This window comes from Pseudomonas sp. EZ-C24 (assembly GCF_014525325.1).
Lineage (GTDB): Bacteria > Pseudomonadota > Gammaproteobacteria > Pseudomonadales > Pseudomonadaceae > Aquipseudomonas > Aquipseudomonas shirazensis.
Genome location: NZ_JACDIU010000034.1, coordinates 108,632 through 122,550 on the forward strand (window position 1 = coordinate 108,632; position 13,919 = coordinate 122,550).

Below are 13,919 nucleotides of genomic sequence, written 5' to 3' on the forward strand. Positions count from 1 at the left end.
TATTCCTTTTCGATCTTGGTATGGGGACTAGGCCGGCGACGTTCAGAGCTGGTTCAGCGGGATTTTCAGGTAACGCACGCCGTTGCTCTCCGGTTCAGGCAACTGCCCGCTACGCATGTTGACCTGGACGGCGGGCAGGATCAGTACCGGCATATCCAGGGTGGCGTCACGCGCTTCGCGCATGGCGACGAACTCGTCCTCGCTTATACCCTGACGGATATGAATATTGCTGGCGCGCTGCTCGGCCACGGTGGTGACAAAACGCAGGGCGCGACCCTCGGGCAGGTAGTCATGGCACATGAACAGTTGGCTGTGGTCGGGGAAGGCGAGCAAACGCCGGATCGAGCGATACAGCGTGCGTGCGTCGGCACCGGGAAAATCGCATCGGGCAGTGCCGTAGTCAGGCATGAACAAGGTATCGCCGACAAACACCGCCTTCTCGCCAGCATCCTCGACCACGTAGCTCATGCACGCCGGGGTGTGCCCTGGGGTGTGTAGCGCACGGGCCCGCAGATTGCCGATCATCAGCACGTATTCGTCCTCCAGCAACACGTCGAACTGGCTGCCGTCGCGGGCGAAACCGGGTTCGGCGTTGAACAGTGCTGCGAAGGTCTTCTGCACCTGGGTGATGTGCGAACCGATGGCAACCTGGCCGCCAAGCTTGGCTTTCAGATAGGCAGCAGCCGACAGGTGATCGGCGTGCACATGAGTTTCCAGAATCCACTGCACACTGGCGCCGAGCGCCTCGACCCGAGCGATCAGCTTGTCCGCCGAGCTGTGGCTGGTGCGTCCCGACTTGGGGTCGTAGTCGAGCACGCTGTCGATCAGCGCGCACTTGAGGGTCTGGCGGTCCATCACCAGGTAGCTGATGGTCGAAGTGGCCTCGTCGAACAGGCTCTCTACATGGATGTTGTTGCCGATGATCATCACACTCTCCAGATATCTGCGGCGCCTTGTTAGGCTTAGGCAGTAACCCAGGGTTTATCAAGATGCATGCCAGGGTTTCAATGAGGCGTTATGGCCCACCTGTCCGCAGTGCTACAGCTATCGCAGCGTTGTCTTCCTCACGATTCGCTGCCAGCACTGCCAGTGGTTGGCAGTCGACTGTCAGCCAATGGCAGTCACTGGCAGTCCTTGCTACGCTCGCCAGGTACCCGCAACCGGTTCTGGTCATGTCTGCGCTTTCCGCTTCTCATCCAGCCATCCTCGGCCTGGTGTCCTACCTTGAGCACGATGTGCACCCGTCGATCGTGCTCGACACCGACTACAACATCCTTGCGGCCAATGCTGCCTACCGGCGTCAGTTCGGCATCAATGACAGTGCGCCGCTGGGCGAGAAATGTCATCGCGTCTCTCATCACTACGTGGTGCCCTGTGATCAGGCCGGCGAGCACTGCCCGATGCGCAAAGCCTGGGACAGCAAAGTGCCGGAGCGGGTCCTGCACATTCATCACACCCCACGCGGGCCCGAGCATGTCGACGTCGAGTTGCGGCCAATCCTCGATGAGCAGGGCAGGGTGGTTGCTTTCGTCGAGCGCCTTAACACCGTGACCCTGGCTGCCGCCCAGCCACAACAGCAAGGGCTGGTTGGCCGCGCGCCGGCGTTCCAGGCGGCGCTGGCCAGCTTGCAACGCGCCGCGCCGGCGCAGATTCCGGTGTTGCTGCAAGGCGAATCCGGCACGGGCAAGGAGTTGTTCGCCCGTGCCCTGCACTTGGGCAGCCCGCGCGCGACCGGCCCGCTGGTGGTGGTCGACTGCACCGGGCTCAATGACAGCCTGTTCGAGAGTGAGCTGTTCGGCTATGAGAAAGGCGCGTTCACTGGCGCGACCCAGCGCAAGATCGGTCTCGCCGAAGCGGCCCATGGCGGCACGCTGTTCCTCGACGAAATAGGTGAAGTGCCGCTGACCATGCAGGTCAAGTTGTTGCGACTGATCGAGTCGGGCAGCTTCCGCCCGGTGGGCAGCTTGCGCACCGGGCACTCAGACTTCCGCTTGATCTCAGCTACCCACAAGCCGCTCAAAGAGATGGTGGCAGCAGGTACCTTTCGCGAGGACCTGTACTACCGAATCAGCGGTTTTCCGATTCGCTTGCCAGCGCTACGCGAGCGAGTAGAGGACCTACCGATGCTGGCGCAGAGCTTGTTACAGCGCATGGCTGGCGCACATACCGTCACGCTGACACCTGAAGCGCAAGCGCGCCTGAGCTTGCATGCCTTCCCGGGCAATATCCGCGAGCTGCGCAATATCCTCGAACGTGCGCGATTGTTTGCCGATGATGGGCTGATCCGCCCAGAGCATCTGCCTGAGGACCTGGCCCCCGCCAGCTCGACTGTATCGACACGAGACTCGCGTAATTCGCTAGCCGCCCTCGCGCAGTTGGTGCAGCAGTTCCAAGGGCCGCGCAGCGAGCTGGCGCAGGTACTGGGCATCAGTGAACGCACGCTGTATCGCCGGCTACGTGAGCTTGGGCTTTGAGAGGGTCGAATGCGCTGCTGTTCCACGTGGAACATGCCTGCGCAGGGACGTCGGATTTTGCACACTATGTCGCGATCAGCCGCGCCGACGACGCCTAGAGACCACCCACAGTAGCGGAGGCGTCAGCGCTGTAACTTATCTTTGCTACGGTCTGAGTTCTCATTGACATGGACACAAGGCTTAGCAGTGACGGCAGACAAGAACTGGGTGACCGTGAAGCCGGACGACATTCAATAAGAGGTAGTCGGCTGACAGAGCAGTGAAATACTGAAAAAACAAAAAGCCCGCGAATGCGGGCTTTTTGTTGATCGGCGGGCCCAAGCTTGAGCAGCACCGGTCATTTACGGCAGATCAGAAGTCCAGGTTGGACACCGACAACGCGTTGTTCTCGATGAACTCACGACGAGGTTCCACTGCGTCGCCCATCAAGGTATTGAAGATCTGATCAGCAGCGATCGCATCTTCGATGGTGACCTTGAGCATGCGGCGAACCGCTGGGTCCATAGTGGTCTCCCAGAGCTGATCCGGGTTCATCTCGCCCAGACCTTTGTAGCGCTGGATGGTGTGACGCTTGGCAGTCTCGTTCATCAGCCAGTCGAGGGCTTCCTTGAACTCGCTGACTGCCTTGCGCCGTTCGCCACGTTGCACGTAAGCGCCTTCACCGAACAGGGTGCTGATCTTGCCACCCAGGTTAACCACAGTGCGGTAGTCGTTGCTGCCGAAGAAGTCACGGTTGAAGGTGATGTAGCTTGCGAGGCCGTGGGAGGTGATTTCCACTTCCGGCAGCCAAACGTTGCGCTCTTTGTCTTCACGCAGGCTAGCGTTGTAGGCCAGGCCCGACTTCTGGTTGCTGTGCAGGCGAGCCTGGAAGGTTTTCAACCAAGCCTGCATGTGAGCGTGGTCACCCAACTGCTCCAGGGTGATTTCATCCATGTAGATGAAGTGCTCGGTCAGCTCCTGCGGATACAGGCGCGACAGACGCTTGAGGGTCTTCATCACACTGCGGAATTCTTGGACCAGACTTTCCAGCTGTACGCCGGAAACTGCTGGCGCCGATTCGTCCAGGTGCAGGCTGGCATCATCCAGAGCCGACTGGGTCATGTACTCTTCCATGGCCTCGTCGTCTTTGATGTACTGCTCCTGCTTGCCGCGCTTGACCTTGTACAGCGGTGGCTGAGCGATGTAGATGTAGCCGCGCTCGACCAGCTCCGGCAGCTGACGGAAGAAGAAGGTCAGCAGCAGGGTACGGATGTGCGAACCGTCGACGTCGGCATCGGTCATGATGATGATGTTGTGGTAACGCAGCTTGGCGATGTTGTACTCGTCGCGGCCGATACCACAGCCCAGCGCGGTGATCAGCGTACCGACTTCCTGGGACGAAATCATCTTGTCGAAGCGAGCTTTCTCGACGTTGAGGATCTTACCCTTCAACGGCAGGATCGCCTGGGTACGACGGTTACGGCCTTGCTTGGCCGAACCACCTGCGGAGTCACCCTCCACCAGGTACAGTTCAGACAGGGCAGGGTCCTTCTCCTGGCAGTCAGCCAGTTTCCCCGGCAGGCCAGCGATGTCCAGTGCACCTTTACGGCGAGTCATCTCACGCGCTTTACGCGCAGCTTCACGAGCACGGGCAGCGTCGATCATCTTGCCGACCACAGCCTTGGCTTCGTTGGGGTTTTCCAACAGGAAGTCAGAGAAGAACTTGTTCATCTCTTGTTCGACGGCGGTTTTCACCTCCGACGAGACCAGCTTGTCTTTGGTCTGCGAGCTGAACTTCGGATCCGGCACCTTCACCGAGATAATCGCGGTCAGGCCTTCCCGGGCGTCGTCACCCGTGGTTGCAACCTTGTTCTTCTTGGCCAGGCCCTCTTGCTCAATGTAAGCATTCAGGCTGCGGGTCAACGAAGAACGGAAGCCGACCAGGTGAGTACCACCATCGCGCTGCGGAATGTTGTTGGTGAAGCACAACAGGTTTTCGTTGAAGCTGTCGTTCCACTGCAGGGCAACTTCAACACCGACGCCATCTTCACGCTGGGTGCTGAAGTGGAAGACCTGGCTGTTGACCGGCGTCTTGTTGGTGTTCAGATACTCGACAAATGCGCGCAGGCCGCCTTCATATTTGAAGAGCTCTTCTTTGCCACTGCGCTCATCCTTCAACAGAATGCCAACACCCGAGTTCAGGAACGACAACTCGCGAATACGCTTGGCCAGAATGTCCCAGCTGAAGTGGATATTCTTGAAGGTGTCAGCAGACGGCTTGAAGTGGATATGGGTACCGGTGCTGTCGCTTTCGCCAACAACCGCCATAGGCGCTTGCGGTACGCCGTGGACGTAAGTCTGTTCCCATACCTTGCCACTACGGCGTACGGTCAGAATGAGTTGCTCAGAAAGGGCGTTCACTACCGAAACGCCAACACCGTGCAGACCGCCGGATACTTTGTACGAGTTGTCGTCGAACTTACCGCCGGCGTGCAGCACAGTCATGATGACTTCAGCAGCTGAGACGCCTTCTTCTTTATGGACGTCGACCGGAATACCACGGCCGTTGTCTCGGACGCTAATGGATTCGTCCGGATGGATGATGACGGTGATGTCATCGCAGTGACCGGCGAGGGCTTCGTCGATCGAGTTGTCGACCACCTCGAAGACCATGTGGTGCAGGCCGCTGCCATCATCGGTGTCGCCGATATACATGCCGGGACGTTTGCGTACGGCATCAAGCCCTTTCAGCACTTTAATGCTGGACGAGTCGTACGTTTGATTTTCGCTCATGCCTTCACTCCCGATGGTCGTGGGTCTGGGTGATACGGCCCTGTTCCACGTGGAACAAAGCAACTGGCGTTTCCGTCTGCCAGCCTTCCCTCAGTAATTCGTGATCTACACAGGTGATGAACACCTGGCAGCGTAATTCTTCAAGCAAGCGGCACAGTGCGCGGCGATGCTGCTCGTCCAGCTCAGACGGCAGGTCATCTACGAGATAGATACAAAGACCGCGGCGAGCCTGGCTAACCAGATGACCTTGGGCGATGCGCAATGCGCACACCACAAGTTTCTGTTGCCCACGGGACAAGATATCCGCAGCGTTGTTTGCACCAATACGCAGGCGCAAATCTGCACGTTGCGGACCGGCCTGGGTATGGCCAATCTGCTGATCGCGTTGAAGAGAAGTGGCGAGGACCTCGTTAAGTTCCCGGTCCTTGTCCCAGCCGCGATAGTAGCTCAAGGTCAATCCGTCCAGCTCGACCAGTTCGCTCAGGGTACGCTCGAAGACGGGCTTCAAGGCCTTGATGTAGGTGCGACGGTATTCATCTATCTCCGCGCTCGCCAGGCACAATTCTCGGTCCCAGGCGGCTTGCGAAGCAGCGTCAAGTGTACCATGCCGCAACCATGAGTTCCGCTGCCGCAGCGCCTTCTGCAAGCGCTGCCAAGCACCGAGGAAACGGGGTTCCACGTGGAACACTCCCCAGTCGAGAAACTGCCGACGTATTTTCGGAGCGCCCTCGAGCAGGCGAAAGCTGTCCGGGTTGATCAATTGCAGCGGCAGTAGCTCGGCAAGCTGCGCAGCACTGCGAGCGTTCTGCCCATCGATGCGAATGGTGAAGTCGCCCTGGCGCTCGCGTGATACACCCAGGTTGCTGGTGCCACCTTCGGCCAGTTGCACTTCACCAAAGACGGTACAGGTCGGCTGCTCGTACTGGATAACCGGCGTCAGCCGGGTGCTGCGAAATGATCGAGCCAGACCCAGAAGGTACACGGCTTCAAGCACGCTGGTCTTGCCGCTGCCGTTGGCGCCGTAAAGGATGTTGATGCGGGGGGAGGGCGTGAGGGTCACTGGGTGCAGGTTGCGCACCGCAGTGACCATGATACGTCGTAGGGACATTCGCTCAGCTACAGATCACAGGCGCATCGGCATGACGACGTAGGACGAGTCATCGTTGCCAGCTTCCTGCAGCAGGGCACTGCTGTTGGAGTCGGATAGAATCAGACGAACCTGTTCTGTGGTCATTACGCCCAGCACGTCCAGCAAGTAGCTGACGTTGAAGCCGATCTCCAGCGCGCTGCCGTTATAGTCGACGCTGATTTCTTCCTCAGCTTCTTCCTGCTCAGGGTTGTTGGCCTGGATTTTCAGTTGGCCGGCGGCCAACTGCAGGCGAATCCCGCGGTACTTCTCGTTGGACAGAATCGCAGTACGGCTGAAAGCTTCACGCAATGCCTGACGATCACCCACCACCAGCTTGTCACCGCCTTTAGGCAGCACCCGCTCGTAGTCTGGGAACTTGCCGTCTACCAGCTTGGAGGTAAAGGTGAATTCACCGGTGGTAGCGCGGATATGGTGCTGGCCGAGTACGATACTGACCATGCCTTCTGGATCGGTCAGCAAACGCGCCAGCTCCAGGATACCTTTGCGTGGCACGATCACCTGGTGCCGGTCAGCTTGCTCGATGCCTGCGGTCATCGAGCACATCGCCAGGCGATGGCCGTCAGTAGCAACGGCGCGCAGGGTGCCAGGGGACACTTCAAGCAGCATACCGTTGAGGTAGTAGCGCACGTCCTGCTGAGCCATGGCGAAGCTGGTGCGCTCGATCAGACGGCGCAGGCGGCTCTGCTCCAGGTCGCAGGTCAGCGAGCCTGGGCCTTCTTCAACAGTCGGGAAGTCATTGGCGGGCAGCGTCGACAGGGTGAAGCGGCTGCGACCGGCTTTAACCAGCAGCTTCTGCTCATCAACCTTGATGTCGATCAGCGCGTCACTTGGCAAGCTCTTGCAGATGTCCATCAGCTTACGTGCCGGGACAGTGATTTCGCCTGGCTCGGCTGGTTCTTCCAGCTGCACGCGACCAACCAGTTCGACTTCCAGGTCGGTACCGGTCAACGACAGCTGCTGGCCTTGTACGACCAACAGGACGTTGGACAGGACCGGCAAGGTCTGGCGACGCTCGACGACACCTGCGACCAGTTGCAGGGGTTTCAACAGGGCTTCGCGTTGAATGGTGAAATGCATGGTCTAGTCCCTTGCCTTCAAAATGGCTGCGCCGGCGATCATCATGTCGTCAGCGTCCGCAGCAGGTTCTTGTAGTCCTCGCGGATGTCCGCATCGGATTCTTTCAGTTCGTTGATCTTGCGGCAGGCGTGCAGCACGGTGGTGTGGTCGCGGCCGCCAAACATATCGCCAATCTCAGGCAAGCTGTGGTTGGTCAGCTCTTTCGACAACGCCATGGCTACCTGACGCGGACGCGCTACCGAGCGCGAGCGACGCTTGGACAGCAGATCGGAGATCTTGATCTTGTAGTACTCAGCGACGGTGCGCTGAATGTTATCCACACTGACCAATTTATCCTGCAGCGCCAGCAAGTCCTTCAGCGACTCGCGGATCAGCTCGATGGTGATATCGCGGCCCATGAAGTGCGAGTGAGCGATGACCCGCTTCAGCGCGCCCTCCAGCTCACGCACGTTGGAACGAATACGCTGGGCAATGAAGAAGGCTGCGTCATGCGGCAAATCCACCTTGGCCTGGTCGGCCTTCTTCATCAGGATCGCAACGCGGGTCTCGAGTTCTGGCGGCTCGACTGCAACAGTCAAACCCCAGCCGAAGCGCGATTTCAGACGCTCTTCAAGGCCTTCGATTTCCTTCGGATAGCGGTCGCTGGTCAAAATCACCTGCTGACCGCCTTCAAGCAAGGCGTTGAAGGTGTGGAAAAACTCTTCCTGCGAACGCTCCTTGCGGGCGAAGAACTGAATGTCATCGATCAGCAGCGCATCGACTGAGCGGTAGAAGCGCTTGAACTCGTTGATGGCATTGAGCTGCAGCGCCTTGACCATGTCGGCCACGAAGCGCTCGGAATGCAGGTACACCACCTTGGCATTCGGGTTCTTCTTCAGCAGGTGGTTACCCACAGCGTGCATCAAGTGAGTTTTCCCCAGGCCTACACCGCCATACAGAAAGAGCGGGTTGTAACCATGCTTGGGGTTATCCGCCACCTGCCACGCAGCCGCACGGGCAAGTTGGTTGGATTTACCTTCCACAAACGTATCGAAGGTGAACGTGCGGTTCAGATAGCTGGTGTGCTTGAGCGCACCTTCTACCTGCACAGTGCGCTGTTCAGTGCGCCCAGGTGCAGTTGGCTGCACGGGCGTATCGCCGCCCATCGAGTCAAAGCTGTGGCGCGAAGTCGGCTCTTCGACTTCGTTGACCATTACCGGCTCGATCGATTTGGCCGCAGTGCGCTCTTCAGACGGAGCCGCAGGTGCAGGCTGCTGAGACTGTGCAATCGCTGCCGCCGCAGCACTGACCGGGGCGTTGGGAGCTGCGCGTGCTGCAGAACTGCGGCGGCTGCCTATCAACAAGGACAGCGCCGGTGCGATGCCGCTGCCGTGCTCACCCAGCAGCTCAAGCAGCCGGCCCAGGTACTTTTCATTGACCCAGTCGAGGACGAAGCGATTAGGCGCGTATACGCGCAGCTCGTCGCCTTCGGCTTCGACCTGTAGTGGACGGATCCAGGTGTTGAATTGCTGGGCAGGCAGTTCGTCGCGCAGAAGCTCCACGCACTGCTGCCAAAGTTCCACTGACACGGATATCCCCTGAGTTGAAAGCCGGATGAGGCAAAAAGCAAACCGCCATTGTACCGGGCGGGTGAGTACTTATCCACATAAGAGCGGCATGGATAGCGTGCCAAAGCAGCCAATTCATGTCCGAAAAGCCATCTTAACCCCTGAATAAGGTCTGTGGATAACCCCACATAAGGGCTATGCACAACCCTGGGTTGAAGCCTGTGGATAAAACCCCTGTGGATAAACAGCCATTTGATCCACAGGTTTCGACCATGCGCAGCACAAGCGCAGCACCTGTTTCTGACAGAGTCTACGATCTCTGTACATAGTATGGATAAAGGGCTGCGTAATGTTATCCACAGAAAAGGCTGTGTATAAGATCTATAAGTTATTCAGAAAAGCTTTATATATGCCTCTTTTATATTTTCATATTGAGCGTGTCTGTGAAAAGCGCTCAGGCCGATGACACACTCGGTCCAGCACCACCTCATCCACCTCGCCGATGAAAAAAGTGCTGCCATCCATAAGGAAAGGCTGGTTGGAAATTGACCTATTGGCTTGCTTTCTCTAGAATCGCCGATCTCTTAAAACGGGGGCCATTCCGGCCCGTGTCGTCGAACCCAGGTAACACGCCATGAAACGTACTTTCCAACCAAGCACCATCAAGCGCGCGCGCACCCACGGCTTCCGTGCCCGTATGGCCACCAAGAACGGTCGTGCAGTACTGTCGCGTCGTCGCGCCAAAGGCCGTAAGCGTCTGGCCGTTTGATTTTTCGGCACAGGTGGTGAGTCAGGACTTCAGTCGGGATAAGCGACTGCTTACAGCCCGGCACTTCAAAGCGGTCTTCGACTCGCCAACTGGCAAGGTTCCAGGCAAAAGCCTGCTTATCCTTGCCCGCGAGAACGGCCTCGATCACCCGCGCCTCGGCTTGGTGATCGGCAAGAAGAGCGTCAAGCTTGCCGTTCAACGCAATCGCCTCAAACGTTTGATGCGTGATTCCTTTCGTCTGAATCAGCAGAGTCTTGCTGGGCTGGACATTGTGATCGTCGCGCGCAAAGGCTTGGGCGAGGTAGAAAACCCAGAATTGCACCAACACTTTGGCAAACTCTGGAAGCGCCTGGCTCGCAGTCGGCCCTCTCCAGCGGTAACTGCCGATCCTGCAGGGGTAGACAGTCCAGATGCGTAAACTGGCCCTCGTTCCGATCCAGTTTTACCGTTACGCCATTAGTCCTCTGATGGCCAGCCACTGTCGTTTCTACCCCAGCTGCTCCTGTTACGCCTACGAAGCCATTGAAAACCATGGCCTCTTGCGTGGCGGGTGGCTAGCCGTTCGTCGCCTGGGGCGTTGTAATCCGTGGAACGACGGCGGTTTCGATCCCGTCCCACCCGCTCCCTCCTCCCGAACTTCTTCGATAGCCGAGTAATCATGGATATTAAACGCACGATCCTGATCGTCGCCCTGGCAATCGTGGCCTACGTGCTGGTCCTTAAATGGAACCAGGACTACGGTCAGGCTGCTCTGCCGACTCAGCACACTGCTGCCAGCAACGCTGCACCGGCTCTGCCGGACACCGTACCGGCTGGTAACAACGACGGCGCCAGCGCCGACGTGCCGAGCGCCAATGCTGATGCCAGCCCGGCCGAACTGGCTCCAGTGGCCGTCAGCAAGGACCTGATCCGCGTCAAGACCGACGTCCTTGATCTGGCTATCGACCCGGTCGGTGGTGACATCGTCCAGCTGAACCTGCCGCAATTCCCGCGTCGTCAGGATCATCCGGATATCCCGTTCCAGCTGTTCGACAACGGCAATGAGCGCACCTACCTGGCCCAAAGCGGCCTGACCGGCGCCAATGGCCCGGACGCCCGCGCCACCGGTCGCCCTGTATATGCCGCCGAGCAGAAGAGCTTCCAGCTGGCCGATGGCCAGGAACAACTGGTCGTCGACCTGAAGTTCAGCGAGAACGGCGTCAACTACATCAAGCGCTTCAGCTTCAAGCGCGGCGAGTACGATCTGACCGTCAGCTACCTGATCGACAACCAGAGCGGCCAGGCCTGGTCGGGCAACATGTTTGCTCAGCTCAAGCGTGATGCCAGCTCCGATCCATCGTCGAGCACCGCGACCGGTACCGCGACCTACCTGGGCGCTGCCCTGTGGACGCCGTCCGAGCCGTACAAGAAAGTGTCGATGAAAGACATCGACAAGGGCAGCCTGAAAGAAACCGTATCCGGTGGCTGGGTTGCCTGGCTGCAGCACTACTTCGTAACTGCCTGGATTCCGGCCAAGTCGGATAACAACGTCCTGCAGACCCGGAAAGACAGCCAAGGCAACTACATCATCGGCTACACCGGCCCGGCGCTCAGCGTGCCTGCTGGTGGCAAGGTCGAAACCAGCGCCATGCTGTACGCCGGTCCGAAGATTCAGTCCAAGCTCAAGGAGTTGTCCCCAGGCCTGGAACTGACCGTCGACTACGGCTTCCTGTGGTTCATTGCCCAGCCGATCTTCTGGCTGCTGCAACATATCCACAGCCTGCTGGGTAACTGGGGCTGGTCGATCATCGTCCTGACCATGCTCATCAAAGGTCTGTTCTTCCCGCTGTCGGCTGCCAGCTACCGTTCGATGGCGCGCATGCGTGCCGTATCGCCGAAACTGGCCGCGCTGAAGGAACGCTTCGGTGACGATCGCCAGAAGATGTCCCAGGCGATGATGGAGCTGTACAAGAAAGAGAAGATCAACCCGCTCGGTGGCTGCTTGCCGATCCTGGTGCAGATGCCGGTGTTCCTGGCCCTGTACTGGGTTCTGCTGGAAAGCGTCGAGATGCGCCAGGCACCATGGATGCTGTGGATTACCGACCTGTCGATCAAGGATCCGTTCTTCATCCTGCCGATCATCATGGGCGCGACCATGTTCATCCAGCAGCGCCTGAACCCAACCCCGCCGGATCCGATGCAGGCGAAGGTCATGAAAATGATGCCAATCATCTTCACCTTCTTCTTCCTGTGGTTCCCAGCTGGTCTGGTGCTGTACTGGGTTGTGAACAACTGCCTGTCGATTTCGCAGCAGTGGTACATCACTCGCCGTATCGAAGCAGCCTCCAAAAGTGCTGCCGCCTAACAGGCTGATACGCTAGCCTGTGAATAAAAACGCCCCCTCGTGGGGCGTTTTTGCTATCTGTGTAATGAATTTGTGGAGAGGCTTGCGAGCATGAACCCTGTGCGTGAAACCATCGCCGCGATTGCCACCGCCCAAGGCCGCGGTGGGGTCGGCATCGTCCGGCTGTCCGGTCCATTGGCGAGCGAGGCCGGGCTGGCCATTACCGGCCGCAGCCTGAAACCACGTTATGCACACTACGGCCCGTTCCGCGACCAGGACGGCCTGGTGCTCGACGAGGGCATCGCGTTGTTCTTCCCCGGGCCGAACTCGTTCACCGGCGAAGACGTGCTCGAGCTGCAGGGCCACGGCGGCCCGGTGGTATTGGACATGCTCTTGCAGCGTTGCCTGCAGCTGGGCAGCCGCCTGGCGCGTCCGGGTGAATTCAGTGAGCGGGCTTTTCTCAACGACAAACTCGACCTGGCCCAGGCAGAAGCCATCGCCGACCTGATCGAGGCCAGCTCGACTCAGGCTGCGCGAAATGCACTGCGGTCACTGCAGGGCGAGTTTTCCAAACGTGTGCACAGCCTGACCGAAGCGCTGATTGCCTTGCGCATCTACGTCGAGGCGGCGATCGATTTTCCCGAAGAGGAGATCGATTTCCTCGCCGATGGCCACGTACTGGGCATGCTCGATGAGGTTCGCACTGCGTTATCCACAGTGCAGAAGGAAGCAGGCCAGGGCGCATTGCTGCGTGACGGCATGAACGTGGTGATCGCCGGCCGGCCCAATGCCGGCAAGTCGAGCCTGCTCAACCGGCTGGCCGGGCGCGAAGCGGCGATCGTAACTGAAATCGCCGGCACCACCCGGGACATCCTGCGTGAACATATCCACATCGATGGCATGCCGTTGCACGTTGTGGATACCGCAGGCCTGCGCGATACCGATGATCATGTGGAAAAGATCGGGGTGGAACGTGCGTTGAAGGCAATCAGCGAAGCTGACCGTGTGCTGCTCGTCGTCGACAGTACCGCGCCGGAAGCGGCAGATCCATTCGCTTTGTGGCCCGAATTTCTCGACCAACGGCCAGATCCGGGTAAAGTCACCCTGATTCGCAACAAGGCCGACCTCAGTGGTGAAGCGGTTGCAGTTGAACAATGCGCCGATGGCCACGTCACCATCACGCTTAGCGCCAAGGGCGATGACACCGGCTTGGAGCTGCTGCGCGAGCACCTGAAAGCCTGCATGGGTTATCAACAGACCTCCGAAAGCAGCTTCAGCGCGCGTCGGCGCCACCTGGAGGCGCTGAACATCGCAAGTACGCATCTGGAGCACGGTCGTGCTCAGCTCACGCTGGCGGGCGCGGGAGAGCTGCTGGCCGAGGATCTGCGCATGGCGCAGCAGGCACTCGGCGAAATTACCGGTGCGTTCAGCTCGGACGACCTGCTTGGGCGCATCTTCTCCAGCTTCTGTATCGGTAAATAATCCACAAATCTGTCGCCGACGGGCCTGAGCGCAGGCCTTTCGGCCCATGACAGCGGCAGCACACTGGACGCAATGTCCGGTTTTACTCCCTCCTTTGTAAAAAATCCCTAATCCGTGGCTGCTGATTTTGATCAACAGGCTCGTTCTCTGCGTCTAAGCTCTGTGGATAAGCCGCCCTTAGCTCAGTTGATAACCATGCTTTTTTTCTGAGGATAAATCCGCCTGTGGGTAACATGGCATTCTATCCACAGGCTCAAAGGGCTTATCCAGAGCCCTCATAGGCACATGGACACAGGGTTTAATTCCTCTGTACATGCCATGAATT

The 13,919-nt window shown here is 58.7% G+C and carries 11 protein-coding genes; 6 read left to right on the forward strand and 5 right to left on the reverse strand.

Annotated elements, in window-relative coordinates:
- Positions 1-42: 42 nt before the first annotated feature.
- Complete coding sequence (locus IDM28_RS22715) at positions 43-927, reverse strand: MBL fold metallo-hydrolase (RefSeq protein ID WP_150570282.1); 885 nt, start codon at positions 925-927, stop codon at positions 43-45.
- Between the two features lie 245 nt (positions 928-1,172).
- On the opposite strand from IDM28_RS22715, the gene IDM28_RS22720 reads away from it, so the two are divergent.
- On the forward strand, positions 1,173-2,474 hold the full coding sequence (locus IDM28_RS22720; protein WP_188036921.1) for a sigma-54 interaction domain-containing protein: 1,302 nt from the start codon (positions 1,173-1,175) through the stop codon (positions 2,472-2,474).
- A 351-nt stretch (positions 2,475-2,825) separates the two neighbouring features.
- Here IDM28_RS22720 and gyrB read toward each other — a convergent pair whose 3' ends face one another.
- From gyrB to dnaA, 4 genes are read right to left on the reverse strand one after another with little or no spacing between them, the layout of a single operon-like run.
- Positions 2,826-5,246, reverse strand: coding sequence for a DNA topoisomerase (ATP-hydrolyzing) subunit B (gene gyrB / locus IDM28_RS22725; RefSeq protein ID WP_101322780.1), 2,421 nt, complete (start codon positions 5,244-5,246; stop codon positions 2,826-2,828).
- Between the two features lie 4 nt (positions 5,247-5,250).
- Entirely contained in the window at positions 5,251-6,354 is a 1,104-nt protein-coding gene (recF, locus tag IDM28_RS22730) for a DNA replication/repair protein RecF (protein WP_101322781.1), read from the reverse strand.
- A gap of 15 nt (positions 6,355-6,369) precedes the next feature.
- Positions 6,370-7,473, reverse strand: a complete 1,104-nt coding sequence (gene dnaN, locus IDM28_RS22735) for a DNA polymerase III subunit beta (RefSeq protein WP_101322782.1) — start codon at positions 7,471-7,473, stop codon at positions 6,370-6,372.
- A 41-nt stretch (positions 7,474-7,514) separates the two neighbouring features.
- On the reverse strand, positions 7,515-9,041 hold the full coding sequence (gene dnaA, locus IDM28_RS22740; RefSeq protein ID WP_101322783.1) for a chromosomal replication initiator protein DnaA: 1,527 nt from the start codon (positions 9,039-9,041) through the stop codon (positions 7,515-7,517).
- A 613-nt stretch (positions 9,042-9,654) separates the two neighbouring features.
- Here dnaA and rpmH point away from each other — a divergent pair.
- From rpmH to mnmE, 5 genes are all read left to right on the forward strand, one after another.
- Positions 9,655-9,789 (forward strand): 50S ribosomal protein L34, encoded by a 135-nt coding sequence (rpmH, locus tag IDM28_RS22745; RefSeq protein WP_002551315.1) that lies wholly within the window; start codon positions 9,655-9,657, stop codon positions 9,787-9,789.
- Positions 9,790-9,802: 13 nt separating this feature from the next.
- Positions 9,803-10,207 (forward strand): ribonuclease P protein component, encoded by a 405-nt coding sequence (gene rnpA, locus IDM28_RS22750; RefSeq protein WP_101322784.1) that lies wholly within the window; start codon positions 9,803-9,805, stop codon positions 10,205-10,207.
- Entirely contained in the window at positions 10,200-10,445 is a 246-nt protein-coding gene (yidD, locus tag IDM28_RS22755) for a membrane protein insertion efficiency factor YidD (protein WP_101322785.1), read from the forward strand. The genes rnpA and yidD overlap by 8 nt, the downstream gene beginning before the upstream one ends.
- Before the next feature lie 2 nt (positions 10,446-10,447).
- The gene (gene yidC / locus IDM28_RS22760; RefSeq protein ID WP_101322786.1) at positions 10,448-12,133 is read left to right on the forward strand and encodes a membrane protein insertase YidC; all 1,686 of its coding nucleotides are present in this window, start codon (positions 10,448-10,450) and stop codon (positions 12,131-12,133) included.
- Between the two features lie 90 nt (positions 12,134-12,223).
- The gene (mnmE, locus tag IDM28_RS22765) at positions 12,224-13,594 is read left to right on the forward strand and encodes a tRNA uridine-5-carboxymethylaminomethyl(34) synthesis GTPase MnmE (protein ID WP_101322787.1); all 1,371 of its coding nucleotides are present in this window, start codon (positions 12,224-12,226) and stop codon (positions 13,592-13,594) included.
- The last annotated feature ends 325 nt before the right edge of the window (positions 13,595-13,919 follow it).